Source organism: Sorangium sp. So ce295 (genome assembly GCF_051527405.1).
Lineage (GTDB): Bacteria > Myxococcota_A > Polyangia > Polyangiales > Polyangiaceae > Sorangium > Sorangium cellulosum_B.
This window is the reverse complement of record NZ_CP150324.1, coordinates 9,641,167-9,666,590: the sequence shown is the minus strand read 5'-3', so window position 1 is coordinate 9,666,590 and position 25,424 is coordinate 9,641,167. Positions and strand designations below refer to the sequence as shown.

General features: G+C 69.1%; 28 protein-coding genes. 21 read left to right on the top strand and 7 right to left on the bottom strand.

Annotation, left to right across the window (positions count from 1 at the left end; genetic code table 11):
• Nucleotides 1-46 precede the first annotated feature (46 nt).
• A complete protein-coding gene (locus tag WMF11_RS36695) occupies nucleotides 47-721 on the bottom strand; it encodes a hypothetical protein (RefSeq protein WP_437974051.1) in 675 nt (224 codons plus the stop codon).
• A gap of 23 nt (nucleotides 722-744) precedes the next feature.
• Entirely contained in the window at nucleotides 745-1,272 is a 528-nt protein-coding gene (locus WMF11_RS36690; RefSeq protein ID WP_437974050.1) for an Hsp70 family protein, read from the bottom strand.
• Between the two features lie 371 nt (nucleotides 1,273-1,643).
• Here WMF11_RS36690 and WMF11_RS36685 point away from each other — a divergent pair, with 371 nt between their 5' ends.
• The 6 genes from WMF11_RS36685 to WMF11_RS36660 all read left to right on the top strand — a co-directional run bounded on the left by WMF11_RS36685 (nucleotide 1,644) and on the right by WMF11_RS36660 (nucleotide 4,334).
• Nucleotides 1,644-1,919 (top strand): hypothetical protein, encoded by a 276-nt coding sequence (locus tag WMF11_RS36685; RefSeq protein WP_437974049.1) that lies wholly within the window; start codon nucleotides 1,644-1,646, stop codon nucleotides 1,917-1,919.
• Nucleotides 1,916-2,758 carry an alpha/beta fold hydrolase gene (locus tag WMF11_RS36680; protein ID WP_437974048.1) on the top strand — a complete coding sequence of 281 codons (843 nt, stop codon included), beginning with the start codon at nucleotides 1,916-1,918 and terminating at the stop codon, nucleotides 2,756-2,758. The genes WMF11_RS36685 and WMF11_RS36680 overlap by 4 nt, the downstream gene beginning before the upstream one ends.
• A gap of 231 nt (nucleotides 2,759-2,989) precedes the next feature.
• A complete protein-coding gene (locus WMF11_RS36675; protein ID WP_437974047.1) occupies nucleotides 2,990-3,181 on the top strand; it encodes a beta-propeller fold lactonase family protein in 192 nt (63 codons plus the stop codon).
• A gap of 121 nt (nucleotides 3,182-3,302) precedes the next feature.
• Nucleotides 3,303-3,446 carry a hypothetical protein gene (locus WMF11_RS36670; protein WP_437974046.1) on the top strand — a complete coding sequence of 48 codons (144 nt, stop codon included), beginning with the start codon at nucleotides 3,303-3,305 and terminating at the stop codon, nucleotides 3,444-3,446.
• Nucleotides 3,447-3,568: 122 nt separating this feature from the next.
• Nucleotides 3,569-3,940, top strand: coding sequence for an RNA polymerase sigma factor (locus tag WMF11_RS36665; protein WP_437974045.1), 372 nt, complete (start codon nucleotides 3,569-3,571; stop codon nucleotides 3,938-3,940).
• Between the two features lie 172 nt (nucleotides 3,941-4,112).
• Nucleotides 4,113-4,334: a hypothetical protein gene (locus WMF11_RS36660; RefSeq protein WP_437974044.1), complete on the top strand. Its 222-nt coding sequence runs from the start codon at nucleotides 4,113-4,115 to the stop codon at nucleotides 4,332-4,334.
• Nucleotides 4,335-4,454: 120 nt separating this feature from the next.
• On the opposite strand, the gene WMF11_RS36655 is transcribed toward WMF11_RS36660, so the two are convergent.
• Complete coding sequence (locus WMF11_RS36655) at nucleotides 4,455-4,703, bottom strand: helix-turn-helix domain-containing protein (RefSeq protein ID WP_437974043.1); 249 nt, start codon at nucleotides 4,701-4,703, stop codon at nucleotides 4,455-4,457.
• A gap of 13 nt (nucleotides 4,704-4,716) precedes the next feature.
• Between WMF11_RS36655 and WMF11_RS36650 the strand changes: the two genes are divergently transcribed.
• Together WMF11_RS36650 and WMF11_RS36645 are read left to right on the top strand one after the other, a co-directional pair.
• Complete coding sequence (locus WMF11_RS36650; RefSeq protein ID WP_437974042.1) at nucleotides 4,717-5,082, top strand: DUF4267 domain-containing protein; 366 nt, start codon at nucleotides 4,717-4,719, stop codon at nucleotides 5,080-5,082.
• 398 nt (nucleotides 5,083-5,480) lie between these two features.
• Nucleotides 5,481-7,166 (top strand): FG-GAP repeat protein, encoded by a 1,686-nt coding sequence (locus WMF11_RS36645; RefSeq protein WP_437974041.1) that lies wholly within the window; start codon nucleotides 5,481-5,483, stop codon nucleotides 7,164-7,166.
• A 126-nt stretch (nucleotides 7,167-7,292) separates the two neighbouring features.
• Here WMF11_RS36645 and WMF11_RS36640 read toward each other — a convergent pair whose 3' ends face one another.
• Complete coding sequence (locus WMF11_RS36640) at nucleotides 7,293-8,876, bottom strand: sigma 54-interacting transcriptional regulator (protein ID WP_437974040.1); 1,584 nt, start codon at nucleotides 8,874-8,876, stop codon at nucleotides 7,293-7,295.
• Between the two features lie 323 nt (nucleotides 8,877-9,199).
• On the opposite strand from WMF11_RS36640, the gene WMF11_RS36635 reads away from it, so the two are divergent.
• A complete protein-coding gene (locus tag WMF11_RS36635) occupies nucleotides 9,200-10,495 on the top strand; it encodes a serine hydrolase domain-containing protein (RefSeq protein WP_437974039.1) in 1,296 nt (431 codons plus the stop codon).
• Between the two features lie 33 nt (nucleotides 10,496-10,528).
• Here WMF11_RS36635 and WMF11_RS36630 read toward each other — a convergent pair whose 3' ends face one another.
• The 3 genes from WMF11_RS36630 to WMF11_RS36620 form a co-directional block, all read right to left on the bottom strand.
• Nucleotides 10,529-11,491: an NAD(P)-dependent alcohol dehydrogenase gene (locus tag WMF11_RS36630; RefSeq protein WP_437974038.1), complete on the bottom strand. Its 963-nt coding sequence runs from the start codon at nucleotides 11,489-11,491 to the stop codon at nucleotides 10,529-10,531.
• Between the two features lie 60 nt (nucleotides 11,492-11,551).
• The gene (locus WMF11_RS36625; protein WP_437974037.1) at nucleotides 11,552-12,538 is read right to left on the bottom strand and encodes a hypothetical protein; all 987 of its coding nucleotides are present in this window, start codon (nucleotides 12,536-12,538) and stop codon (nucleotides 11,552-11,554) included.
• Between the two features lie 112 nt (nucleotides 12,539-12,650).
• Nucleotides 12,651-13,385 (bottom strand): iron-containing redox enzyme family protein, encoded by a 735-nt coding sequence (locus WMF11_RS36620; RefSeq protein ID WP_437974036.1) that lies wholly within the window; start codon nucleotides 13,383-13,385, stop codon nucleotides 12,651-12,653.
• Between the two features lie 184 nt (nucleotides 13,386-13,569).
• Here WMF11_RS36620 and WMF11_RS36615 point away from each other — a divergent pair, with 184 nt between their 5' ends.
• The 12 genes from WMF11_RS36615 to WMF11_RS36560 all read left to right on the top strand — a co-directional run bounded on the left by WMF11_RS36615 (nucleotide 13,570) and on the right by WMF11_RS36560 (nucleotide 25,297).
• Nucleotides 13,570-14,442: a DUF1287 domain-containing protein gene (locus WMF11_RS36615; protein ID WP_437974035.1), complete on the top strand. Its 873-nt coding sequence runs from the start codon at nucleotides 13,570-13,572 to the stop codon at nucleotides 14,440-14,442.
• Nucleotides 14,443-14,911: 469 nt separating this feature from the next.
• Nucleotides 14,912-15,091, top strand: a complete 180-nt coding sequence (locus tag WMF11_RS36610) for a hypothetical protein (protein ID WP_437974034.1) — start codon at nucleotides 14,912-14,914, stop codon at nucleotides 15,089-15,091.
• Between the two features lie 107 nt (nucleotides 15,092-15,198).
• Nucleotides 15,199-16,251 (top strand): iron-containing redox enzyme family protein, encoded by a 1,053-nt coding sequence (locus tag WMF11_RS36605; protein ID WP_437974033.1) that lies wholly within the window; start codon nucleotides 15,199-15,201, stop codon nucleotides 16,249-16,251.
• Nucleotides 16,251-17,267, top strand: a complete 1,017-nt coding sequence (locus WMF11_RS36600) for an iron-containing redox enzyme family protein (protein ID WP_437979372.1) — start codon at nucleotides 16,251-16,253, stop codon at nucleotides 17,265-17,267. Before WMF11_RS36605 ends, WMF11_RS36600 begins: the two co-directional genes overlap by 1 nt.
• The gene (locus WMF11_RS36595) at nucleotides 17,264-18,622 is read left to right on the top strand and encodes an aspartate aminotransferase family protein (RefSeq protein WP_437974032.1); all 1,359 of its coding nucleotides are present in this window, start codon (nucleotides 17,264-17,266) and stop codon (nucleotides 18,620-18,622) included. The genes WMF11_RS36600 and WMF11_RS36595 overlap by 4 nt, the downstream gene beginning before the upstream one ends.
• Nucleotides 18,622-20,121 carry an aldehyde dehydrogenase family protein gene (locus tag WMF11_RS36590; protein ID WP_437974031.1) on the top strand — a complete coding sequence of 500 codons (1,500 nt, stop codon included), beginning with the start codon at nucleotides 18,622-18,624 and terminating at the stop codon, nucleotides 20,119-20,121. The genes WMF11_RS36595 and WMF11_RS36590 overlap by 1 nt, the downstream gene beginning before the upstream one ends.
• A 45-nt stretch (nucleotides 20,122-20,166) precedes the next feature.
• Complete coding sequence (locus WMF11_RS36585) at nucleotides 20,167-20,727, top strand: peroxiredoxin (protein WP_437974030.1); 561 nt, start codon at nucleotides 20,167-20,169, stop codon at nucleotides 20,725-20,727.
• A 35-nt stretch (nucleotides 20,728-20,762) separates the two neighbouring features.
• Nucleotides 20,763-21,692: a hypothetical protein gene (locus WMF11_RS36580; RefSeq protein WP_437974029.1), complete on the top strand. Its 930-nt coding sequence runs from the start codon at nucleotides 20,763-20,765 to the stop codon at nucleotides 21,690-21,692.
• Between the two features lie 274 nt (nucleotides 21,693-21,966).
• On the top strand, nucleotides 21,967-22,554 hold the full coding sequence (locus WMF11_RS36575; RefSeq protein WP_437544161.1) for a dihydrofolate reductase family protein: 588 nt from the start codon (nucleotides 21,967-21,969) through the stop codon (nucleotides 22,552-22,554).
• Complete coding sequence (locus WMF11_RS36570) at nucleotides 22,551-23,558, top strand: RNA polymerase sigma factor (RefSeq protein ID WP_437974028.1); 1,008 nt, start codon at nucleotides 22,551-22,553, stop codon at nucleotides 23,556-23,558. Before WMF11_RS36575 ends, WMF11_RS36570 begins: the two co-directional genes overlap by 4 nt.
• Nucleotides 23,559-23,886: 328 nt before the next feature.
• On the top strand, nucleotides 23,887-24,372 hold the full coding sequence (locus WMF11_RS36565; RefSeq protein ID WP_437903839.1) for a hypothetical protein: 486 nt from the start codon (nucleotides 23,887-23,889) through the stop codon (nucleotides 24,370-24,372).
• 34 nt (nucleotides 24,373-24,406) lie between these two features.
• Nucleotides 24,407-25,297, top strand: coding sequence for an STAS domain-containing protein (locus WMF11_RS36560; RefSeq protein ID WP_437974027.1), 891 nt, complete (start codon nucleotides 24,407-24,409; stop codon nucleotides 25,295-25,297).
• Nucleotides 25,298-25,424 lie beyond the last annotated feature (127 nt).

Genomic DNA, 25,424 nt, shown 5'->3' with positions numbered 1-25,424 from the left:
CCCGGCGAAGCGAGCTGCGGGCCAGGACGAGCTGCGCGGCTCCTCTTTACCGGGAGCACACGGTCGCGTTGTTGCCGGTGCTTCCTGCGCTGAGGATGCATCCGGACTCTCGCCTTTGGCCAGTCACCTGGAAGCCTGGGGCGCAAGTGCCAAACAGGCCGCATTGAACATAGCTGCCGCTCGACGGCAGCGATGTGCAGAGCTTCGCGTTGTTACCGGAGCTGCCGGCGCTGAGGATGCATCCGGACTCGCGTCGGTAGCCGGACGTGTAAAATCCCGCATCGCATGTGCTCGACGTGCTGCACTGAGTGTAGGTGCCTGTCGACGGCAGCGATGTGCAGAGCTTCGCGTTGTTGCCGGAGCTGCCGGCGCTGAGGACGCATCCGGACTCGCGTCGGTAGCCGGACGTGTAAAAGCCCGCGGCGCACGTGCTCAACGTGCTGCATTGAGTGAAGGTGCCTGTCGACGGCAGGGCGTTGCACACGGTCGCGTTGTTTCCGCTTCCACTGCAGCTGGACTGGCGCCGGTAGCCAGCGGCGTAGTGCCCTGCTGGGCAGGTGCCGAGACCACACACCACGAGCTCCAGCTGGCTCTCTGCCACGAGCTCTTCGCTCTCGATCTCGCTGCCCTCGGCGTCGACGCCGGCCTCGCAGCCTCCGGCCGCGAGTGACAGGAGACCAACCGACAGACCACGAAGCACCCTGCGTTGGAAGATATTCATTTGACCTCGAGATTGATTATCAGCTATACCGGAGCGCTGTCCCACGGCGCGGCCGTTCGACCGTCATCGTGACGGGCGGCGCCGCCATAGGAGAGCTGCCGCCGCTCAGTACGATAGCCGCACATAATCCGAAGTGCGGCTGTAAACATCAGAAGCGTCAAAAAATCGGTGTCCGTCCGCGCGTCTACGCCCGTACACCCGTACACCCGTAGATGGGCGCGTAAGTGCGGCTGTAGTATAAAGCACCGAACACGTTGATCAACCAATAAATGACCCGCCAAGCCGCGGGCGACGCCAAGATTTTGCTCTCTGCTTGGCGTACTCGGCGGCTTGGCGGTTCGTACTATCGCCTGGCCGACGTAGTCGCGAAGTTGCCGCACCCGCGTCGCGCCGCCGACCAGGATCACGCCATCGAGACCGCTCGCCTGCACGCCGGCGTCTCGCAGCGCGCGCCGACACGCGACCCACGTCCGCTCGGCGGGCGGCGCGATCAGCGCGTCGAGCTCGCTGCGGGTGAACAGGAGCCGCCTCGTCGCCTCGCTCTCCCGCACGGGCGGGGCGATCTCGAACTCTCCGTGTCGGTCAGCGCGTGCTTGAGCGCGCGCGCCGTATCGAGCGCCAGCCGGACGACCTCGGGGCTCCGCGCGGGCTGTTTTCGCTGGCATCCTCGACGAGATCGAAGCCCTGTTGCTCTCGCGCAGAGAGCGGGAGCTATCCTTCGATCTGGGCGTCTTCTGACCATGGCTTCTTCCGGTACTCCGAGGGGGCATAGCCTGTCCTTGGGACATCGGGGCGACTGCCCCCGTGCCATCACCCGGGCTGCTTCTGGCTCTCGATCGGGCGCGGAGAGGCGCTGAACGAGCAGGCGCACGCGCAGTGGCGGACGAACGCGCTCTCGCCGCGGCTCCTCGCGAGCCTGGTGATGCCCGAGCACGTCGACGCCGCCGCGTCCTTCGTGCGGCCCGAGGACGTGGCCGCGCAGGTGCGCGTCTCGGCCGACGTCGAGCGGCACGTGGCCTGGCTGCGCGAGGACGCCGAGCTCGGCTTCAGCAGCGACGAGGCGAGCGCGGCAACAGCGGCGGACGCCGGCCGCCGCCGCCGGAGCGTCGCGCGGCGATCGGCCGCACATGGTGCGTTCTGCCGGCGGCGCGAGGCCTGGCGCCGCGCCACGGACCGTGATTTCACTCGATCACGATGAGAGTGCAGACAGGCGATGTCCGGCTGTTCTTCGATGTGGAAGGGGCGAAGCTCGTCCCCGAGGGGCCCGCGATGCGGGAGCGACCTACCGTGATCCTGCTGCACGGCGGGCCGGGAGGCGATCATACCGAGTTCGTGCCGTTCGGCTCGGCGCTCGCCGAGGTGGCGCAGGTCGTCTATCTGGATCACCGCGGCTGCGGGCGCAGCGATCGCAGCGGGCCCGAGCGGTGGAACCTCGAGACGTGGGCGGACGACGTGCGGGCGTTCTGCGACGCGCTCGAGATCGAGCGGCCCGTCGTGCTCGGAAGCTCGTTCGGAGGCATGGTGGCGCAGGCGTACGCGGCGCGATACCCCGATCACCCCGGGAAGCTGATCCTGACGAGCACGACCGCGAAGCTCCGCCTCGATCGCATGCTGGCCGTCTTCGAGCGGCTCGGGGGCGCGCAGGCGGCCGACATCGCGCGCCGGTTCTTCGCGGATCCGATGCCCAATTTCGACGACTACATCCGTGTCTGCCTCCCGCTCTACCGCCAGTCGCCGCCGGAGGAGGACGCGCTCCGCCGCGCTGTCCTCCACCTCGACGTGGGCGGCTATTTCGTGGCGGGTGAGATGCAGACGTACGACCTGCGCGCGGACCTCGCGCGCGTCCGGTGCCCCACGCTCGTGCTGTCCGGCGATCTCGACCCGTTCGCGACGACCGCGGACGCGCGCGATCTCGTCGACGCCTTGCCCCGGGAGCTCGTCCAGGCGCGGAGCTTCCCCCGCGCCGGGCACGCGGTGCTCGACGACGCGCGCGACGAGGCGCTCGCAACGATCCGGGAGTTCCTTGGCGCGCCCTGAGCGACGGACGCCCGGGAGCCGAGCGCGCCGGTCCTACCCGCATGGGGCGGAGCCGCGTGCGCCTCCTACAAGGGCACAAAAAAAGAGCGCCCATTCGACGGCGGGGGGGAAGCCGTCACGGGCGCTCTGGTCTACGTCCTCAGCAGGATGCGGGCCAGGGTGATCCTTCAGGCTTTCCCTGGGTTTTCCCTGAGGCGAACGCCCGATGCCTTTCATTCGTGAGATCGTGGCTTGCAGACATGGCAGCATCCGGGCGTCCGCTTCGCCTACGTGATCAACGAGCGCGCCAGCTCGATCACGACGTTGCACCACGACGCGGCGCGCGGAACGCTCTTCTCCGTGGCCACCGTCTCGACGCTGCCGGACGGCGCGAACGCCGAGGAGAACACCTGCGTCGGGATCGCGGCCTCGCCGGGCCCGTGAACGCGCGCTGCGCAGCACGCCTCGGGCTCGTCGCTGCGGCGCTCGCCGCATCGACGAGCGCCTGACCGCGGGCGGCGCGCTCGACGTCCGCCTCACTCGGCAGCTCGCCGGCCCGCTCACCGTGGGGGGCGGGCTCGGGCTGATCGTGCCGATCGTGCGTGACTCCTTCTACTACATCGAGGCGCAGGGCCGGGACCGCGAGGTCTTCCGGATGGCGCCGCTCGCCGGGGCGGCGGACGTCGTTCTCGGCGTCGATTTCCCATGATGTTTCCGTGTCTTCCGCTGATTCTTCCGATTCGGAGCCCGGCGTCGCTTTTCTTCCATAAAACCGCGCGCTCGCGACCATCCAGGTCAGGGCCCGGCTTCCTTGCGCCCCGGCCTCTCGCGATGACCCTCGAGGAGATTTTCGAAGAGAACGCGGCGTACGTGTGGCGCGTGCTGCGGAGGCTCGGCGTCGGCGAGGCCGACGTCGAGGACGTCTGTCAGGAAGTCTTTCTCACGGTGCATCGGAAGCTCGACACCTTCGACGGCAGCTCGGCGCTGCGCACGTGGCTCTACGGCATCTGCCTGCGGCTCGCGTCGGAGTACCGGCAGCGGCGGCGCCGGCGGCAACTCCCGCACCGGGGGCGGCTGGTCGGTCGGGAATGGCGGCAACTCCGGCACCGGGGGCGGCTCGTCGGTCGGGAATGGCGGTTCCGCCTCGACCGGGAGCGGCTCCGGGCCGGCGACGGCCGGCGCGATCGCGCTCTTCAGGAATGAGTTCCCCGGAGAGCCCGAAAGCAGCTCCTCCGCCGGCGGGCCGGGGCCGGGCACTTCTCCGAACGATCTCTTCATCATCTTCGGCGCCCCGCTGCGCTCCTGCGCGGATCCATCCGGGACCATCGGCTGCGGCAAGTGGCAGTGGGGCATCAGCATTCCCCCTGCGCTGCAGGTGCCCGGCATCATTGATCCGAGCGCGCCGGAGGTGTTGTTCTCGTACTACACCGTGAGCCGCCCTGACACGGACGGCTGCTGGTCGGGCGACGGCTCCTTCAGGTCCGGCACGATGGAGATCGTGAGCATCGACGCCGCGGAGGTCGTGATCCGGCTGAGCGGCACCGATACCCACGACATCGACGCCAACGGCGAATACACCGCAGCTCGATGCCCCTGACGTCCCTGGCTCCGTGACGGAGAAGAATCCTCTCGTCGAGGGTCTGGCGATTCCCAAGCGAACGAGATGTCCGCTCATTTCGATCCACGTCACGCGCTGATCGACGTTCTGCGCGGTGATTCAGCCGTGCGCGGCGCGCAGCTGCGCGCGGACAACCGACGGCGTCGCCCCGGTCTCGCGCCGAAACGCGCGCTGAAACGCCTGCACCGTGGCGAACCCGACCGCGTGGGCGATCTGCTGGTTCGACAGCGTCGTCTCGCGGAGCAGGCGGCGCGCGTGCTCGGTGCGCAGCGTCGCCCGGTACGCCATGGGCGGCGCGCCCGTGGCCTCGAGGAACCGCAGGGCGAGCGTGGCGCGCGAGACGCCCACGGTTCGCGCCAGGGTGTCGTCGTCGCCCGCGCGCGCCGGGTCGTGCACGAGCTCGGCGATCGCGCGGGCGACGACGACGTCCTGCGTGGCGCCGAGCGCGGCGAGCTTCGCGGGCTCGCCGCTGGCCGGCCTCGCCGCGTACGCTGTCGCCAAGGGAGCGCGCGACCTCTCCGTCGGCGCCTCGCTCATCGCCTTCACGCTCCTTGGCGAGCGGCGCGCCGCGGCGCTCGCGCTGCTTCTCGGCTCCGTGATCCCCGTCGTCGACGGAGCCATCGTGCTCGCGTGGCGCGGCGCTCACCCGGGCTACCTCGCGATCCACTGGGGCACCGCCGTGTTCTGCGTCGCGCTCGGCGCGCTGCAGCTCCGCCGCCGTACGTGACCCTGCCAGGTGCTCGAAGCAGTCCCATCGGGGCGATGGTCGATCACAGGGAGCGAGCGCCGAGATCCGGAAGCCGCACAACGCAGCACACGTCTCCATGATCCTCGGAGTGGTCGCCGGGCTGTTCCGGCCGGAGGCGAGGGCCACGGGCCGAGGCGCTAGGATGGGCCTGGATTGACTCGAGGCTGCAGCCTCCAGCAACTGGAGGCTGTCTCCTCCAGGACGGCGCGCGGAGCCCGCCTTTCTCCCTGCTCGCCCCGCGAAAACCGGACCTGGATCGGCGCTTGCTCTCCGGCTCGCCAGCAACGAATCGCGCGGCGCGAACGCGAGACGCGCGCCGCGACTCGCCCGGAGAGCTCACCATGATCAGGCCGATATTCCCTCTGTCCCCCGCTACCATGTCAGCGCCTGCGCTGCCGGACGCCCGTGCCCTCACGGCCCTGCGGCGCGGCGCGGCGATGCTCCTCGTGACAGCAGGTGTGCTCGGATCGAGCGCGCCGGCGTGGGCGGCGGAGCCCGACTTCAACCACGATGGCTACGCCGATCTCGTCGTGTCCGTCGGATCCGAGGATACGATCCTCCCCGGAGCGCTCCTCAAGCAGGATACCGGCATGGTTCACGTGATCTACGGATCGAGCCAGGGAGTGTCGGCCACCGGCGCTGGCGGCACGGGGCGCCCCGATCAAACCTTCACGATGGACAGCCTCGGTATGAGGGGCGTCGGCTCCGAGGCAGGCGACCGCTTCGGGGCGTCCGTCGCGTGGGGTGACTTCAACAACGACGGCTGGACCGACCTCGCGGTCGGCGTCCCCGAGCGGGACCAGGCAGGAGCGGCCGCAGCCGGAGCCGTCGCCATCATCTATGGCCTGCCTGCGCAAGGACAGGTCCTCGCGGGGCTCCAGCCGGGCGGCCATGCTGGGAGCGCAAGAGCACAGCTCATCACCCAGGATTCCCCGGGAGTGGCCGGGGCCCCGGAGCACGGCGGCCGGTTCGGCACCTCGCTCGCGTCGGGCGACTTCAACGGTGACGGCATCGACGACCTGGCCGTGGGCGTGCCGGGGGACGACTATCCCACGGGCGGCGTCAGCATCATCTACGGCTCGGACACCGCAAAAGGGCTCGGCTACGGTAAGCTCGGCAGCACGCAGCGCTGCTTGTCGCTCGAGGGGAGCTGCGGAGACATCTACTGGGCAGGGACCGCGCTCGCGGCCGGCGATTTCGACGGTGATGGCTACGATGATCTGGCGATCGCCACCGATTGGTACGGCGAGGGCATGATCTCGCTCGTCTACGGCACATCGAGCGGCTTCACGGCCAGGGCGACGAGCACGCTCAGGCCCGGGTACGACGGCCTGCAAGGGAATGCCCCTGTCCACGGTATATTCGGCGAAGCCCTCGCAGCCGGAGACTTCGACGGCGACGGGTTCGCGGACCTGGCCGTCGGCGCGCCCGGGGACGGCGTGTCGCCCGACGGCACCCTCGTCAACAGTTGGCTTCAGGGCTCGGTGAGCGTGGTTTATGGCACGAGCGCAGGACTGTCGACCGCTGGCAACCAGCTCTTCTATCCGTGGCTGCTGGGAGGCGGCGAGGTCAAATGGGCACGGTTCGGCTGGGCGCTCGCGACCGGCAACCTCGACGGGCAACACGGCGACGATCTGATGATCGGCGCGCCCCATGACCGCGGAACGGGCGATAGCTCCACCGGCGCCGTGTACACCATGTACAGCCTGCCAGGCGGGCTATCCGCCGCGTCCAGCAAGCGCTGGAGCCAGGAGAGCCTCGTCGGGTACGGCTTGTCCTCCTATCCGATATGCAGCGAGTTTCATGGTGACGGGGACTCTTTCGGGCGCGTCCTTCAAGCGGGCGACTACAACAACGATAATCTGAGCGATCTGGCGGTCTCGGCGCCGGGAAAGAGCCACACGGCCAAAGATTGGCATGAAGGCACGGTCTTCGTGCTCACGACCAGACGCGCGACGGTCCGCGGCGACACCCAGCAGCATTTTTCAGCCGCGCAGTCGATCTACCAGGGCAACGACGACGTGAACGACATCGCCGAGAAGGACGATGGCTTCGGTCAATGATCGCCCGATCCCCCGCCATCCTCCGATGCCGCCCCTCGGGACCGAGATCGTGGACGAGGCCGGGCTGGCCGCGCTCCGCGCCTGGATCCGCCGCTCACGAGGACGAGCGTCGAGGTCGTGAAGCGCTCAGGGCGACCGCTTCCGCGGCCGCGGGATGCCGTACTCGTCGATCCGGTTGATCAGCGTGCGCAGCGAGACGCCGAGGAGCTTGGCGGCGCGCGTCTGGTTGCCCGCGGACCGCTCGAGGGCCTCCACGACGCGCTGCCGGTCGGCGGCCTTCATCGCGAGCCGGAGTCTCGCCACGGCGTCGCCGCTCGGCGGCGGTGCGTCGGCCGGCGGCAGCCCGGCGCCGCTGGGCGGGGGCGGCGGGAGCGCGGCGCGGCCCGACGGGGGGGCTTCGCCGCTCGACGGGGGCGCGGCGCCGCTCGGCGGCAGCGCCGCGCCGCTCGGCGGCAGCGCGGCGCCGCTCGGTGGCAATGGCGGCGGCGGGGGGATGGTGCCGCTGGGCCGCGACGCGCGGCTCGACGGGGGCGCGGCGCCGTTCATCAGGTGCGGCGGCAGATCGGCGGGCAGGACCGATTCCCCCGCGCACAGGACCGCCGCGCGCTCGACCACGTTGCGCAGCTCGCGCACGTTGCCGGGCCACGCGTACGCCTCGAGGGCGGCGAGCGCCTCCTGCGAGATGCGCGGCGCGCCCCGCTGGTCGAGCCGCCGGCACGCCTCCTCGAGGAACCTGCCGGCGAGCGGGCCGATCTCGGCGATCCGCTCGCGGAGCGGCGGGACGACGAGGGAGATGCCGTTCAGCCGGAAGTAGAGGTCCTGGCGGAAGGCGCCGCGCGCGATCTCCGCCTCGAGATCGCGGTTGGTCGCCGCCACGAAGCGGAGGTCGAGCCGGCGGGGGGTGCGGCCCCCGATGCGGAGCACCTTCCGGTCCTCGAGGACGCGGAGCAGCTTCGCCTGGAAGGCGAGGGGCAGCTCGCCGATCTCGTCGAGGAACAGCGTGCCGCCGTGGGCCGCCTCGAGCAGGCCGGGGCGCGCGTGGCTGGCGCCGGTGAAGGCGCTCTTCTCGTGGCCGAAGAGCTCGCCCTCGAGGAGCGACGGCGGCAGCGCGGCGCAGTTCAGCTCGACGTAAGGCCCGCTCGACCGCGGCGAGCGCGCGTGGAGGGTCCGGGCGAGCACCTCCTTGCCCACCCCCGTCTCGCCCAGGATGAGCACGCTGATGGGGCTCCGCGCGGCGCGGGCGGCCTGCTCGTAGAGCGCCAGCATCGACGGGGCCAGCAGCACGATGTCCGCGGGCGGCTTTCCGCGGTCGGGCTCCTCGGCCGCCCCGCCGGGCGTGCGGCCGACGACGACGGTGGTCGCGCCCAGGTTGAAGCGCTCGCCGACGCCGACCTCGGCGCTCTCCCGAGAGAGGCGCCTCAGGCGGTGGGTGCGCGCCGTCAGCGCGCGGGCCTGCGGCTCGCCGACGAAGGTGCCGTTGGCGCTCCCGAGGTCCTCGATCCGGAGCGGCGGGCCGACGTGGAGGGCCGCGTGCCGGCGCGACACCGAGCGATCGTCGATCCGCACGTCGCACCCCTCGTCGCGCCCGAGGACGACCCGGCCGTGGGGCGGCAGCGGGGCGAAGGTGATCGTGTTGCCGGCCACGATCGCGAGCCGGAGCACCGTCGCGCAGGAACCCCGCACATCGCTGCCGGGAAAGCCTTCGTCCACGAGCACATCCTACGCGGCGCCGCGCGCCGCCGTGCGCTGGTTTGGCGTTGAGTTGCACGAATCATGCAAAACCGTGCAGAGCGTCGGGAGCGCGCGGCCGATCGTGCAGGCGGATGCACGATCGGCGCACCGGTCCGCCGGCGCTGTCGCGCGGCGGCGCCGCGAATCGCTGGGTCCGCTGCCCGGCACGCCTCCTGCTGTCCAGGAATTCGGGCGCTCGCGAGCGTCGATGGCGACCTCGGCGACGGCGCGGGAAAGCGCGCCCGAGCGGGCTCTGCGGCGGCGCGACCCGGCCCCCCACGAATCACGGATCAGGAGCGAGCATGTGCACCGAGCATGGATTTTTCAATCGCAGGCGCCTTCTCCAGGGGCTGGGCCGTACGGCGGCGATGGCCGCGTTCGCGCCGGCGGTCCTGTCGGCCAAGGTGGCTGAGGCGCACATCCAGACGACGTACGAGCAGCTCGTCCCGGCGCTGCCCGAGCGCGTCGGCCTGTGCTCGGAGCGCATCGAGGACGTCTTTGCGCGCATCCAGCGCCGGGTGACCGACGGCCTGTTCCCGGGCGCGGTCGCCCTGGTGGCGCGGCGGGGCAAGATCGTCGGGCACCGGGCGTTCGGCTCCCGGGTCCGTGGCGCGGACGAGCCGATGACGCTCGACACGCTGTTCGATCTGCTCTCCATCACCAAGGTCCTCGCGACGTCGACGTCGGCGGTGATCCTCGTGGAGGACGGCGTGCTGCGGCTGAACGATCGGGTGGCCGACTTCATCCCGGAGTTCGCGGCCAACGGCAAGGAGGCCATCACCGTGCGCGACATGCTCCGGTACACGGCCGGCTTGCCGCTGGACAGCCAGTTCCTGGACGATCCGGACGCCGAGCGCGTCTGGCAGCGCATGGCGGAGGCGCCGCTCGAGTACGTCCCTGGCACGCAGGTGCTCTACAGCGATCTCACCTACCGCCTCCTCGGGCGGGTGATCGAGGTCGCCTCGGGCATGGATCTCGACGCCTTCGCGAAGGCGCGCATCTGGGGCCCGCTCGGCATGAGCGACACGACCTTCAACCCGTCGGCGGCGCTCATCTCGCGGACCGCGGCCACGGGCTACTCCGAGCTCCGGGGGAGGGTGCTGCGCGGCGAGGTGCAGGACGAGCAGGATCACGCGCTCGGCGGGATCGTCGGCTGTGACGGCGCCTTCTCGACGGCGCGGGACATCGCGGTGTTCTGCCAGATGATCCTGAACGGCGGCAGGTACGGCGGCGTCCGCGTCCTGAGCCGCCAGGCCGCCGCCGCGATGGTGAGCAACCAGACGCCCGAGGTGAGGGCGTCGGAGACCGACGTTTCGCCGATAACGAACCTCCTGCTGACGCCCAAGGGCTATGGCTGGGAGCTCGCGACCCGCCGATTCTCCAACGGCGGCTCGCGCCTATCGAGCGGCTCTTACGGCAAGGCGGGCGGCACCGGGTGCTTCCTGTGGATCGATCGCCGCCGCGAGCTGATCGGGGTCATCTTGACGAACCACGGCGTGCCGACGCCGTTCGATGAGATCGGCTGGAACCGGATGCTCGACGCGGTCGGGAACGGGGAGTTCTTCGACGGGATCGTCAACGCCGTCCTCGACGACTGAGCCCGGCGCCGGTCGGTACTACGGGGGGCGCCGTCACACGGTGATGACGATCTTCCCGCGCGCTCTGCCCTCGCCGAAGTAACGGAACGCGTCAGGGACCTCGCTGAGCGGAAAACAGCGATCGATGACGGGGCTCAGCTTGCCCGCCTGGAACAGCTCCCCCAGGGCAGCGAGGTCGTGGTTCGCCTTCGCTGGCATGAGGCGCATCTTCTTTTGCTCGCTCCTCGCTATCCAGGGCCCGACGAGCAAGACCTGCAAGATTCGACCGATGGAGCCCCCGAGCATCACGTAGGTCCCCCCTCGGTTCAGCGCGCGCGCGTAGTCGAACATCGAGCGGTGGGCCGCGACGTCGAGGATCAGATCGTAGGTCTTCCCGCCGGCCGTGAAGTCCTCTTGCGTGTAGTCGATGACCTCGGCCGCGCCGGCCCCGCGCATCGTCTCCAGCTTCTCCGTCCGGTCCACGCCGGTGACCTCGGCGCCGAGCGACGCGGCGATCTGGATGGCGAAGGTGCCGACGCCGCCGCCTGCGCCGTTGATCAAGACCTTCTGCGCGGGCCGGAGCCCTCCCTCGTCGCGGAGCCCCTGAAGGGCCATCGCGCCTGCCTGAGGGAGGGCCGCGGCTTGCTCGAACGTCATCCCGGCGGGCTTGGGCGTCAGCGCGCTCTCGCGGGCGCGCGCGTACTCGGCGAAGCCGCCCCAGCCACACTGGCAGAGATCCCCGAACACCTCGTCCCCGGGCCGGAACCGGGTCACGTTCTTGCCCACGGCCTCCACCCGACCCGCGATGTCCGCGCCCGGGACCCTGTGCTTGGGCCTGAGCAGCCCCCAGAAGCGAAACAGCACAGGCGTCCCGGTCACGAGATCCCAGTCCCACGAGTTCACGGAGGCCGCGTGGACCCTCACGAGGACGTCGTCGTCGCCGAGCTCGGGTTTCGCGATCTCCTCGAGCCGCAGGACGTCGGGTGAGCCGTATCGGTCGTAGACAATCGCCTTCATCTCGTCTCCGCGGCGTCCCCGCGGCCCCTCCGGCTCACCCGAGCGCCGCGCGGCGCGGCCTCACTTGCCGCAGCCGACGCGCTCGGAGTGGAGCGCGAGATCGTCGTACCACATCGTCTTGGCCCCGCCGTGGTACTTCTCGAACCCGAACTTGAAGAGCTTGTAGTCGTACGGGCCCCAGTCCGTGACGTGCATCGCGTTGACCTCGGTGCCGTCCACGAACACGCTCACCGAGCGGCCCGGCCCGTCGTAGTGGAACTCGAGGCAGTACCAGGTGTTCGCGACGAGCTTCACGCCGCCGCTGCACATGTACATTCCGCCGTTCGAGAGCATCTCTTTGTCGTCGCTCTTGCGGTTCAGCTCGAGCTGACACTGGTGCTCGCCGATGCGGATCTGCTCCCCGTTGTTGGGATCCCCGTTGCCCTCCGCGGCCGCGACATACGTGTTGTGGCCCATCTGGATGTCGGTGGCGCTCTTGAGGTAGATCCTGCCCCAGAAGTTGCTCGGCACGGCCACGCCGAGCATCTGGCTGAAGTCCGTGCCCGTGACCTTGACGGAGCGCGAGCCGCTGTGACCGGTGCTGTCCAGCGTCACGAACTCGCCCATCCTCGCGCGCAGGTACTCCGGGAAGAACTGGACCTCGGAAGGCAGCGAGCCGCCCTCGAAGTCGGAGCAGAAGATGCTGCACCCGCCGGGATCCGTGCCGCCGGTCGCCGCCGTGCTGGTCGTCGTGTCGCCGGCGCCGGTGCTCGTGGCGGTCGCGGTGACGTCGCCAGAGCCGCTGCTGGTGGCGCTGCCGCTCGTGGCGCCGCCCGAGCCGTTGCTCGTCGTGGCGCTGCCGCTGCCGCTCGTGGCGCCGCCGCCGCTCGTGGCGCCGCCGCTGGTCGCGCCGGGGCCCGCGGAGGTGCTCCCGGGGCCCGGGCCCGCGGCGTCGTCGCCCGACCCGCCGGCGCCGCCGGCCCCGGAGCTGGATTCGCCGCCGCACGCGGCCACGGACGCGAGCGTGTACATGGCAAAGAAGGCAAAGGAACGAGCCGAGAAGGACATACTGGGAGATCTCCTCAAAGAACGGGCGCAGAACGGCCCAAGCGATGCGCGCGATTCTATCAGTGAACCCCGCGCGTGTCAGGCAGAACCGGAGGAGTGCGCCGAGGCCAGCTCAGGCCTGCCGGAGCCCCATGGCGCGCGCGACTCCATCCCGGTACGCCAGCCAGGCCGCGTGCGCCGCGGCCACCGCCGACGCGACAGCCTCCGCCATCGGGCCCTCGTCCGGCACGTGCCCCAGCACCATCTCCCACGCGTCCCGCCGGTGCCCCCCTTCGACCGCCCGGTGCGCCCTCGCCAGGCGCATGCGCTCGGGCGGACACCCGTAGTGCCGCACCATCGGGTGCGCGCGCAGCGCCTCGTCGATCGGCGGCGCCTCGCGCTGCCCGAGCAGCTCCGCGCGCTCGTGCACGCTGCCCTCCACGAAGATCGTCAGCACCGCCGCGCCCACGACCCACGGCGGCGCCGCGCTCACATGGTCGAGCAGCGCCCGGTAGGCGTGGGCCTCGGGCTCGAGCGGGATCGACTCGTCCTCGATGGCCGCGCGCGGGATGCCCAGGCCGTCGATCATCTCCAGGAAGAGCGCCGGGTGCGACACGCCCAGCGAGAGCTTGCCCGTCTGCTCTTCGAAGAGGTTCTCGGCGAGGGCGCTGCGCACCGCAGCCGGCGGCGACTGGCCGAGCACGCGCGCGAGCAGCACCGGGAAGTCGCGCACATAGACCCGGTATTCGTGCCGGAAGTGGGCAGCGAGCTGGTCTCGCGTGAGGCCGGGGCCGGTGAGGTGCGCCCAGGCCCAGTGGTTCTTGCGGTCCATGATCGCGAGCAGGCGTTCCTGAAGACGACGCGTCATGCGGCAGCTCCTCGGCAAGGGTGAGCCTTGGTTGTACAGCACCGACGGCGTCTGCCCAGCGCCGTCGTCGCAGGTCGCGCGGAGGGCGGCGCGCCGCCAGGGCAGGGCGGGGAGGAGCTCGAGAGCGTGGGGCGCTCGTGCGCCGTCCTTGTCACAGATCGCCCGCTCCGGCCGATGACGCGCCATGAGCTCACGTTCCTGGGGATTCGTCGCCGCGGTCACCCTCGTGGCCTGTGGCTCGCAAGGGCCTGCTCCGCGCGAGAGCCGCCATGCGTCGGCCGCTGGGCTTGGACGCGCGGAGGCGCCCGCGCCGTTCCCCGGGCCTGCGCCTGCTCCGGCGCGTCCTGCCGAGCCCGCCATCGCGCCCGCGTCGGCCGATCCGATCGTCGCCCGCGCGCGCCTCGAGGTCGCCCGCGGCGTCACCTACGATCCCGCGTGGGTGGCCATCGGCTACCCCAACGGCGATCCCGCTCCCGAGCGCGGCGTCTGCACCGATGTCGTCGTCCGCGCCGTTCGCGCCGCGGGCGTCGATCTCCAGGAGAAGATCCACGAAGACATCCTCGCGCGCCGGGCGGTCTACACGACGGTCGAGCGTCCCGATCGCAACATCGATCATCGCCGTGTCGGGCCGATGCTTACCTACCTGCGCGCCCACGCCACGTCGCTCCCCAGGACGTTCGACGAGGCCGCGGCGAGCACCTGGGAGCCTGGCGATATCGTGGTCTGGGCGCTCAAGCCGTGCCCTTCGTGCACGCCGGATCACGTGGGCATCGTCAGCGATCGCAAGGGGCCGCGCGGCCTCCCGCTCGTCCTGCACAACATCGGGCCGACGCCGAGCGAGGACGATGTCCTCGACGCCTGGACCGTGCTCGGCCACTTCAGGATCCGCGGGGTGGGGACGCGGGAGGGGGTCACGTCTTATCGTGATATGACCGAGTCGGAGGACAACCAATTCGACGCTCACCGATCCGAGCGGTCGGCCGCTGCGCGATCCCTCGCGGACCAGCCAGCCCGGGTACGACGACAGTTGCCATATCAGCAAAAAAATACTCGCTAAGCTCTCGGGACGTCTGTGGACGCCGCCGCCTGCCGGCCGCGTGAACCATTGGGCTTCTGGCGACGGAGCTTGGGCCGAACGACGAATCCACCTTGACAGCTCGGAAGGCCGTCGCGTAGTATGGGTGCGTACTTGGGGGCGATCGGGGGAGCAGCTCGCTGGGGCCGTTCGTCGGAGAACGGCGAGCGGTGCTAGCCATTGTCTGGCCGCGCAGATCGGGGGGCATGTACCAAGAGGCTCGACCGTTGTTGCGGGCTTTGGCCTGCGAGTCCGCTTCGAGAGAGCGACGCGAGAATCACTCCGTGTCTCGCGGAGGCATACCGCCGAGCCAGCGCGCGCAGCAGCCTGATCGAGCGGATTCCGAGCCGGTCCGCGAAGGGGATTCACTCGTGCGCGCGGACAATGGCTCGAACTCAGCGACAGTCATGTCGGCCTGAGGCGTTGTTATATCATTGAGAAGGAGAGACACATGATCGAGCAGCAGAAGAAGCTGGATGGCGACGAGATCGTGATCCATGTCCCGAAGGGCACCGCCAAGCACGTCCGCGTGGAGGAGGCTGACAGCGAGCAGCCAAGCGAGATCACGGTGCGCGTGGCCAGGAATCGCAGGACGACGGGGGTTCCGGTCCTAGGCGTGATCGTCAAGTAGGGCACCCTCGCACCGAGCGAGCACCCGTAGCGGGATGGCGGAGCGAGAGCTCGCGCTCCGGTTCGCCATCCCGCTTTGTATTTCTGCATTCAAGCTGGAGACCGCACGTGAACCAGTTGGTCCGCAAGGAAATACAGAATACGATATCGAACGACGCTGCCTTGCCCATTTCGCTGGCATGGGGGGTCCGGTTCGAGGAGACGGCCGACGGCCTCCGACTGGAAGACTCCGAGATGACGATCACGTTGGCCAGCATCGAGCCAGCCCGGTGCCGCTCGTTCCTCGACCGCCTGGACGGCGAGCACTCGGTGTCGCAACTCGCCGGGGCGCTAGGGATCAACGCGGGGGGGTGCGCCGCGATAGTCGCGTGTCTCGTCGACAATCGGATGGCTAGGCGCATGGACGCCCGGGCGCCGAAGCCCCTGTCGGGCGCTCAGTTCGCCAAGATCTGCCGGGACCTGATCCCGGGATGGAAGAGCCGCTTGTTCGGGCATCCCATGTGGCGCGCGCTGAGCTCCGGAGATGCCTCGCGAGCGCTGTTCGAGGGCTGGCTCCTGGAGAACTTCCATTTCATCGAGGGGGTGACGCTGCGCCTGAGCGCCGCAGTCGCCCATTGCGGCGATCCGTCGCTTCGGAAGCATTTCATCAAGCATTTCGCGGAGGAATACGATCATTGCGAGTTCTTCCGCCGCGCGCTCGCCGCTTGCGGGATCTCCGACGAAGAGATCTCGGCGAGCCCACCCCTTGCCGCGACCCAGGCCGTGCTGAACTGGGCGCGCGACGCCGCGCGCAAGGATCCCCTTTGCTATGCCGCGTGCTCCGCGTTCCTGGAATCCACCGGCGCGGACCGAGAGAGCGCGAAGGAGTTCTTCGAGCGAATGGCCAGGAGTTACGAGCCCAGGGCGGTGAAGCTCATGGCGCAGCACGCTCAGTTGGACGAGAAATATGGGCACGCCGGCTTCCTCGAGAAGATCTGCGAGGAGCTGGGCGACATCGAGGCGGCGCGAGCGGAGCGCGCGATCCAGTGCCTCTGGGGCTTCGTCGAGACGCTGGAGCTCTGGTCGACGTGCATCCAGCGATATCATGCGAGCGCGACGGCGGTCCGCCCGGCCTTCCCGCGCCCCCAGAGCTCCCGCGCGGCGGCGGGGGGTGAGCCGTGATGCGCGCCGATTCCAAGCCGCTGCTCGCGCCGCACGCCCACACCAAGGCGGGGCCCGACCATTTTAGTGTCAAAGGCGTCGAGGTGAGCGTCGACTACGTCGGCAACGGGGCGCGTCACGTGGAGAGGATGATCTCCTCGCTGGACGGGCGCCGGAGCGCAGCGGAGATCGCGAGCCATCACGGGATCGGCCTAGAAGAACTCCGCGCTCTGCTGGCGCACCTCCACGACGAGGGCCTGCTCCTAGACACCGCGATCGCCGCTCACGAATACGACTCCGTCGCGAGCTTTCTGGAGGCGCTCCGCCTCGAGCGGCGCTTCTGGGGCCGCCACATCTTCGCGCAGAAATTCTGGATGGATCTGCGCTCGGGAGCAGCGCCGCTCTCGACCGTCCTCGGGTGGGGGGTCGAATTCTATCATTATGTCGCGCATGCCGACGAGTACATGGCAGCCGGCGTGGCCTATTGCTCCGACACATGGGTGACGCGGCAGTGGGTAGCGCAGCAGTTCGTCGAGGAGGCTGGCCACGGTGAGATCTTCCTCGAGGGACTCGTAGGCTGTGGGCTCTCGCGCTCGCGAATCCGGGAGGCGCCTCCATTGCCAGCCACCAGAGCGCTCATGAATGCGCTGACGGAGAGCGCGATCGAAGGGCCGCTGGAGTATACGGCCTGCTTCGCGCTGACCCAGCCGGAGAGCTCCGCTCCATCGCTGGCGGAGCAGGAACGCTTCTATGGGGAGCTCAGCCGCTACTACCCCGGTGCGGCGAGCCTGTTCAGGGCGTTCTTGCGCCACGCCCGGATCGACTCCGAGCTCCATCACGAACGAACCATCCTCGAGAAGATCCTTGAGGCTCGTGACGAGGTCGACCGGAGCAGCCGCGAGGCGATTATCCGATCTATTCGCCGTCTCGCCGAATATTTTGTCATGTTCTTCGAGCAGATCTCGGATTATTACGCGAACCCTCACCACCAGTTTCCTCGCCGGGCTCCGACGATGATGGAGCTGCTGCGCACATGACGACGTCGCACACATCGGGCGCGCTCGACGTGTTGAGGGCGAGCTACCGGGAGAGATTCTGCGCCAGCGCAAGGCTGTCAGAGGGCGCTGCGTCGCTCCTCGCAGGTGGAGTGACCCACGACAGCTGGGCGGTCTCGCCCTTCGCGCCCGTCTTCCACCGCGCGGAGGGGGCGAGGAAGTGGGATGCGGATCAGAGCCCGTTCGTGGATTTCTGGATGGGCCACGGATCTCTGATGCTGGGCCACGGGCATCCGGACGTGGTCGATGCGCTCCAGCGCCAGCTGACGCTGGGCTTCCACCTGGGTGGCTCGTCGGCGGTTTCGCACCGCTGGGCAGCCAAGATATGCGAGATGGTCCCGTCCGTGGAGACGGTGCGATTCACCTCCTCCGGCACGGAGGCCACCATGCTGGCGCTGCGCGTCGCCAGGGCGTTCACGGGGCGGCAGATCATCGTCCGCCTCGATGGTCACTTTCATGGATGGCACGACGAGGCGATGGCTCACCTCCTACAGCCGCGGAACGCCGGGACCAGCGCGGCTGTGGCAGATTGTGTTCGCATCGCTAGCCCGCTCGATCTCGACTCGGTGCGAGAGGCGCTCGAAGAGCGAGACGTCGCCGCGGTGATCCTTGAGCCGGGGGGCGGCTCCGGAGGCATCCTTCCGTTCGATGTCCCGTACCTCTCAGGGCTCCGACGTCTGACGCGAGAGACTGGAACGTTGCTGATCTTCGACGAGGTGATGAGCGGCTTTCGTTATGCGCCCGGCGGTGCTCAGGTCCTCGCGGGCGTCCGCCCTGACCTCACCGTGCTCGCGAAGATCCTTTGCGGCGGGCTCGCCGGCGCGGCCGTCGGCGGCAGCGCCGAAATCATGCGGGTTTTCGGGGCTGCCGAGCGTCCCCATGGGCTCGCTCGGGTCATGCACTCGGGGACGTTCAACGGCAACCCGCTCGCCGCCGCCGCGGGGCTCTCGACGCTCGCGCTCGTCGACGACGGTGAGGCGCAGCGGCGCGCCGCTGCCGCCGCCGATGCGCTGGCGGCCTCGATCAATGCTGCTGCTGTGAGGGAGGGAGTGGACGTGCGGTGCTTTGCGCAGCACTCGATTTTTCACTTGCTGATCGGCGCGGTCGCCGAGGGCATTCCGGTGGAGCCGTCCGCCGCGGCGCTGCTGGTCCAGAAGAAGCGCGCGGGCGCGCACGCCGCACTGCGCTTGGCGCTCCTCCTCGAGGGGATCGACTGTCACAACGCGCACGGGTGGTTGAGCATAGCCCACACGGACGAGGTGCTCGCGGCGGCCGCCGACGGGTTCGCGCGGGCGTTCCGGCGCGTGCGTTCTCTGGACGGGTTCGGAGGCGTGTGATGATCGACGTGCATCATTTCATCGGAGGAGAGTTCATACGCACCGCGGAGCCGAGGATCGAGGCGTCGAACCCGGCCACGGAGGAGGTGATCGGACGGCAGCCGGACGGCGGCTCGGCGTCGGTGAAGGCCGCCGTGCTCGCAGCCCGGCAGGCGTTTGAATCCGGCCCCTGGTGCGGGTGGCCTGCCTCCCGACGCGCGGACTGCCTCTTGGCGCTGGCCGATCTCCTCGAGGATCACGCCGACGAACTCGCGCGCATCGAAACATCGAGCAACGGCCTGCCCATCTCTCAGACGAGGGGAGGACACATCCCGCGCGCGATCGCTCACTTCCGTCATTTCGCCGGCGAGGCGCTGCGCATCTCTGGGGAGAGCTTTCCCCTCGACTCGGCGTACCTCAACTTGGTCCATCGCGAGCCACTCGGGGTCGTCGCCGCGATCTCTCCCTGGAACGGCCCCCTCGCGGTCTCCACCCTCAACCTGGCCGCGGCGCTCGCCGCCGGCAACACCTGCGTCTTGAAGCCCTCCGAGAAGGCACCTCTGTCCATCTGGGAGCTCTCGCTCTTGGCGGCGGAAGCGGGCTTTCCGCCGGGCGTCGTCAACATCGTGTACGGAGGTGGTGAATCGACCGGGTGGGAGCTGGCTCGACACCCGGACGTGAACGCGGTCTGCTTCGTCGGCGCGTCGGAGGTCGGCCGGCAGATCATGGCGGACGCGGCTTCCAGCCTGAAGAAGCTCACCCTGGAGCTCGGGGGCAAGTCGCCGACCATCGTTCTGGCGGACGCGGATCTCGAGCGCGCCGTGGACGGCGCCTTGCTCTCGGTGTTCTCGGGGAACGGTGAGGTCTGCACCGCGGGCTCGCGAATCCTGGTGGAGGCCCCGATCTTCGCCAGGTTCATGGAGATGTTCATCGAACGGACGCGGCGCATCCTGGTCGGAGATCCGGAGGATCCGGAGACGGAGATCGGGCCGCTCATCACCCGGGCTCACCGGGATCGCGTCCTCGCCATGATCCAAGACGCCGTACGCCAGGGCGCGAAGATCGCGTGTGGAGGAGCGGCGCCAGCCGGGCTGCCGAAGGGGTTCTACGTCGAGCCGACGGTGCTCCACGACGTGCGTCCGGACATGACGATCATGCAGGAGGAGATCTTCGGGCCCGTCGCGGCGCTCCTCTCCGTGGACGACGCCAACGAGGCGGTGCGGGTTGCCAACGCCACGCCCTTCGGACTATCGGCCTCGATCTGGAGCGGGGACGTATCCCGGGCGCTGACGCTCGCCCGGCGGGTTCACGCGGGCGGGGTCGGGATCAACTCGACGATCATCCGCGACATCCGGGTGCCGTTCGGCGGCGTCAAGCTGAGCGGGTTGGGTCGTCTGGGCGGCCGATGGAGCATCGAGCAGTTCACGACGATGAAGACTATTTCGCTCCCGATCGAGGGATACGCGCTGCCGAGGCTCGGGTTGCGCCAACGGGCTGCGGCGCATCCCGAGGATCTCTGACGCTCGAGGCCACACGGACGAGGGGGAGGCGAAGCGAGGTTCGTCATGGTACACGATGTTCACGATCTTCCGGAGGGCCTTCCCGTACCGCAGGACGACGGCGGCTCTGCACACCTACCGGGAATCGAGCTGCCGAGCATTCCTCTGATGAGCACGGAAGGCACGAACGTCGATCTCTCGCGGGTCGGCGGCAAATGTGTCGTTTTTGCGTACCCGCGCACCGGGGTACCGGGGCAGGCGCCCCTCGTGGACAGCTGGAATGACATCCCGGGCGCGCGCGGGTGTACGCCTCAGACCTGTGGGTTCCGGGATCGCTTCGCCGAGCTCCGCGAGCTCGGGGTGACGGTTTACGGGCTTAGCACGCAGAGTACGGAGTATCAGCGCGAGATGGCGGGCCGCCTCCGGCTGCCTTTCCCAGTGCTGAGCGACTTCGCGCTCCGCTTGACCGAGGCGCTGCGGCTCCCGACCTTCGAGGTGGCGGGCGTGACGTTGCTGAGGCGGCTCGCATGGTACGCGGAGGACGGGGCGATCAGGAAGGTCTTCTACCCCGTCTTCCCGCCCGATCAGAACGCCGAGATGGTGCTGGAGTGGCTGAGAGCGCGCTGACGGACGGGCATTCGGAGCTTTGGAGAGGTCGATCCATGTTCGAGGTCATCAACGGCGAGTTCAGGCTGCGCGACGTACACGTGAGCTCGTTTCGCAGGGATGGATTCGTCAAGCTCGCATCCTTCCTGTCGCTGGAGCTCGTCCAGTACATCAAGTCGAAGATCAAGGGCCGTATGACCCTGCTGAGCGAGGGCCAAAATGGCTTCAAGCGCGTCGGCTACGACATTTTCGAGGATGACGCCGTGGTGGAGGCGCTCCTCGGGCACGACGTCTTCGTCGAGACGTTGACCACGCTCGCCGCTCGGTCGCTGTTCTTCGCGCAGGGGCTCGGCTTCGAGCTGGAGAAGAACAAGCACCACGGCTTCCCGTGGCACATCGGCACGCAGAGCTTCGGCTACCAGCGGGCGAGCGACTATGGTTGCTCGATGTGGGTCCCGCTCGACCCGATCGACACCACCGGCCAGGGCGGGGGAATGTCGTATGTTCCGGAGCGCATCGTCTCCGGGCAGTTCATGTACGATCATGTCGATCCGGCCATCGATGCGACCCTCGAGGAGCTGGCCAAAGACGAACAGGAGCAGCTGACCTTGCAGGAGTTCATCGAGCTGCGGCACGGGATCTTGAACTCGCCGGCCATGACGAAGCTCCTCGATGCCAACCGACGCTCGGACGATTTCAATCTCGGCGATGTGCTCTTCTTCAACAAGCGGGTGATCCACTCCAGCGAGATGCTGACCGAAGGGCCGCTCGAAACCCGCTGCGCGTTCGTGATGCGGTTCATCGGGCTCGATGCGAGATACGACAAGCGGAGGGCCATGGGCCTGGAGTTTCCCAGGGGCTACTTCGGCCACAAGCCGCAGTCCAATTTCCATCTTGACGTGTGCCGCGAGGACGGGGAAATCATCTGTGAGAGCCCCTATTTCCGCAATGCCGAGCGGCGCCGGCTCGCGATTCGAGCCGAGTAGCCGCGCCGCCGGCGGCTCAGTGCGCGGGGACGATCTGCGCGAGGCAACGGATTCAACATCGTTGCCCGTCGACTGGATCGCATCCTCACCAGGGCTTTGGCAGAACGAGCGCGCAGCCGGAGCCCACGGGCTCAGGGCGGCGCGGTTCGATGTCGGGCGTTCCCCCCGGACCCGAGCCTCGGGCGGGCGCCGCGGCCCGGGTCGGGTCTCCGGGTCGCCCAACAAAATTCTTCACCCCCCGTATCCTCCGGGCCTCGCCGTTCGTCGGTGGGCCATGACGACGACACCCCCGACCGAACGACGCCTCTACGTCTCCATGATCACCTCCCTCGACGGCTACATCGAGGGCCCGGGCCGCGAGCTCGACTGGTTCCAGGACGGCAACCCGCAGTTCGAGCGGTACTGCGACGAGATGATCGACTCCGTCGGCCTCGCGGTCTACGGGCGCACCTCCTACGAGCTCATGCTCCAGTACTGGCCCGACGCCGAGGCCCAACCGCGCTCGCCGCAGGACCTCGCGTTCGCGCGCAAGATGAACGCCCTGCCCAAGGTGGTGCTGTCCCGGACCCTGACGCACGCCGCGTGGGCCAACACCCGCGTGGCCCACGACCCCGAGGAGATCGCCGCGCTCAAGCGGCAGCCCGGCAAGCCGATCGTCGCCTGGGCCGGCGCCGCGCTGGTGTCGACGCTGATCGAGCACCGCCTCGTCGACGAATTCCGCCTGATCGTGCACCCCGTGGTGCTCGGCGGCGGCACGCCGCTGTTCGCGCGCCGCGACCAGCGCCTCTCGCTGCGGCAGATCCGGACCCAGAACCTGGGCGGCGGGCTGTCGGTCCTGTGCTACGAGCCGGTCTGGTCATGAGCGACGAGCCGCGCGACCTCGGCGAGCTGAGCAATGACGTGAAGGCGTCATGGCAGCGGTTCCTCGACGTGTTCGAGCCGCTCCGGCCCGAGCTGTACCGTTACTGCCGCTACCTGACCCGGAGCCCGTGGGACGCCGAGGACCTGGTGCAGGACACGATGGCCCGCGGCTTCGTCACGCTCGGCACGCTGTTCCACGAGGTGCCCAACCCGCGCGCCTGGCTGTTCCGGGTGGCGTCGAACCTCTGGATCGACCGCGCCCGGCGGCAGCGGATCGAGCGCGACGCGATCGGCGAGCCCTCGGCAACACACCCGGCGCCAGGGCACGCGCCCGACGAGCGGGCGTCGCGCGAGGCCGCCGGCACCCTGGTCGCGCACCTGTCGCCCCAGGAGCGCGCGGCGGTCGTGCTCAAGGACGTGTTCGATTTCTCGCTCGAGGAGGTCGCCGCGTCGCTCTCGACCTCGGTCGGCGCGGTCAAGGCCGCGCTGCACCGCGGCCGCGGCAAGCTCGTGGCGCCCGAGGCCGACGAGCCCCGGGCGCCCGCGCCGGGCGTGCTCGACGCCTTCTGCGCCGCCTTCAACGCCCGCGACCTGCCGGCCCTGACCTCGCTGCTCCTCGACAGCTCGATCACCGAGATCGTGGGCGTTGTGACCGAGTACGGGCGCGAGCCCCCGGCCGATCCGCGCACCGGATCGTTCGTCGGCAGCCTCTCGCCGATCACGACCACCGACGCCGGCGGGGTCGATGCCCGTCACCTGGTGGGCTACCTCGGCGGCCCGCCGCGCTGCGAGGTGCGCGAGCACCGCGGCGAGCTCTTGCTGCTCTTCTGGTTCGATCACGACACCGGACCCGCGGTGCGCACCGTCTGGACCGTCGAGACCGACGGCGAGCACATCGCCCGCATCCGCAACTACTTCTTCACCCCCGATGTGATCGCCGAGATCTGCCGCGAGCTCGACGTGCCCTTCCGCACCAACGGCTACCGCTACTGGATCCACGGGTAGCGCCCGGTCGCTCAAGGACGAAGGACCACGGGGGGGGAGCGGCTGTCCACCGAGAGCACGTGGGGATACCCGGGAACGGCGATCTCGCCGCGGCGGCGTCCTCACATAGGCGGGTGAAGCCCGGGTCGGGTCGCCGGGGCCGCCGGGCGTCGCCCTATGAGCCAAGTCACGACATGTCGCCTGGAGGGGCTCACCTGTGACGTGGTACACATCCGCTGAGATGTCAGTCCGGGCTGATCTTGACAGGCCAGATGGAATGAGGTGTCCTGTCCCAGGGGCAGGCGTCGTCGAGGGCCGCCTTTCTGACCGGGGGTATCAGGGGGGATCCATGAGTGTCGTTATCAAGCAATCGACCGAGACACGAACCGGCATCTCCGTCGTGAAGACCGCGGGGGCCATCGATACGTTCAACATCCTCGGCCGCCGCATCCATACGATCGAGAGCACCCATCGCGATCAGCGCATCCTCATCCACCGGTGGTTCGGTGAGGTCTTCGATGAGGAGATCAAGGAGATTCTCGGAGGGCATTTCGTGGAAGCCTTCGTCGAGAGCAAGTGCACAAAGATCCTCGCTGACCTGAGCCAGTGGGCCGCGAGCTGGGACGGCGTCAACGATCACCTGCGAGACGACGTGATGCCGCGGCTCTTCGCGGCCGGCCTGCGGCACCTGGCCGTGTTCGTCAAGCGAGACGAGAGCGTGGAGGACGACGCCAATCGATTCGCGCTGGAGCGATTCGCGAACGAGATCGACAACGTGAACGCCTCGTTCTCCTCCGAGCAGGACGCCCTGCAATGGCTGAGGACGCGCGGTTGAGCCGCGCGATGAACGCTGAGCGAGGGGCGCCGGGATGCAGGAGCACCACGACATAGCACGCAGCGAGGCCGCTCCTGGGCACGGGCAGCCGGACCGCTCACCGGCGAGGCTGGGCGAGATATTCGATCAGCTTCGCGACGCCGTCATCGTCTATCGACTCGACGGCTCCGTCGCTGATTACAACGCCCGCCTGCTGGAGATGTTCGAGGTCGGGCACGAGGGCGTGCGCCTCTTCGATGTCGTCGAGGGCAGCGCCGGCGTTGCTCATCCGCTCGATCCGCTGCGCAAGCTCTGGCCCGAGCTGCTGAGCGACGTCCACAAGAGCTTCGAGTGCCGTCCCCGTACGCTCCAGGATGGCAGCCTGCTCCACGTGGAGTGCTACGCTCGCAAGGTGGATCTCGCGTCGGGCCAGGCGATCCTCGTCGATATCCACGACGCGGCGCGGAGGCGGCGAGCCGAGGAGGCTCTGCGGGAGAGCAAGCGACAGCTCGAGCAGCTGGTCCTGAGCCGCACGGCGGCGCTGCAGGAGAAGATCCGGCTGATCGAGGAGCAGCAGGAGGCGCTGTTCGCGCTGTCTACCCCGGTGATCCAGGTCTGGCAGGGCATCCTCGTCCTGCCGCTCGTCGGCACGGTCGACAGCAGGCGCTCGCAGCAGATCATGGAGAGCGTGCTGTCGAGCATCGTCAGGACCTCGGCGCGGGAGTTGATCATCGATATCACCGGCGTGCCCTCGGTGAGCGACGAGGTCTCCCGTTACCTGCTCCAGACCATCGGCGCAGCGAGGCTCCTCGGCGCGACCTGCTCGCTCACCGGGATATCGGCGGAGGTCGCGCGATCGCTCGTCGCTCTGGACGTCGACTGGTCGTCCCTGCGGATCAGCGGGACCCTCCAATCGGGTTTGCAGGCCGCGATCGCGCGGGTCTGAGCGGGATGCTGTGAGGCCCCCTCGCCCGCGTCCGATCGGGCTGCCCCCCTGGACGCAAGGGGAGCACGGCCCATGAGGCCAACGGACGAGCCGAGAAGTACGCGCTGGAGATCTCCCCGACAAAGGG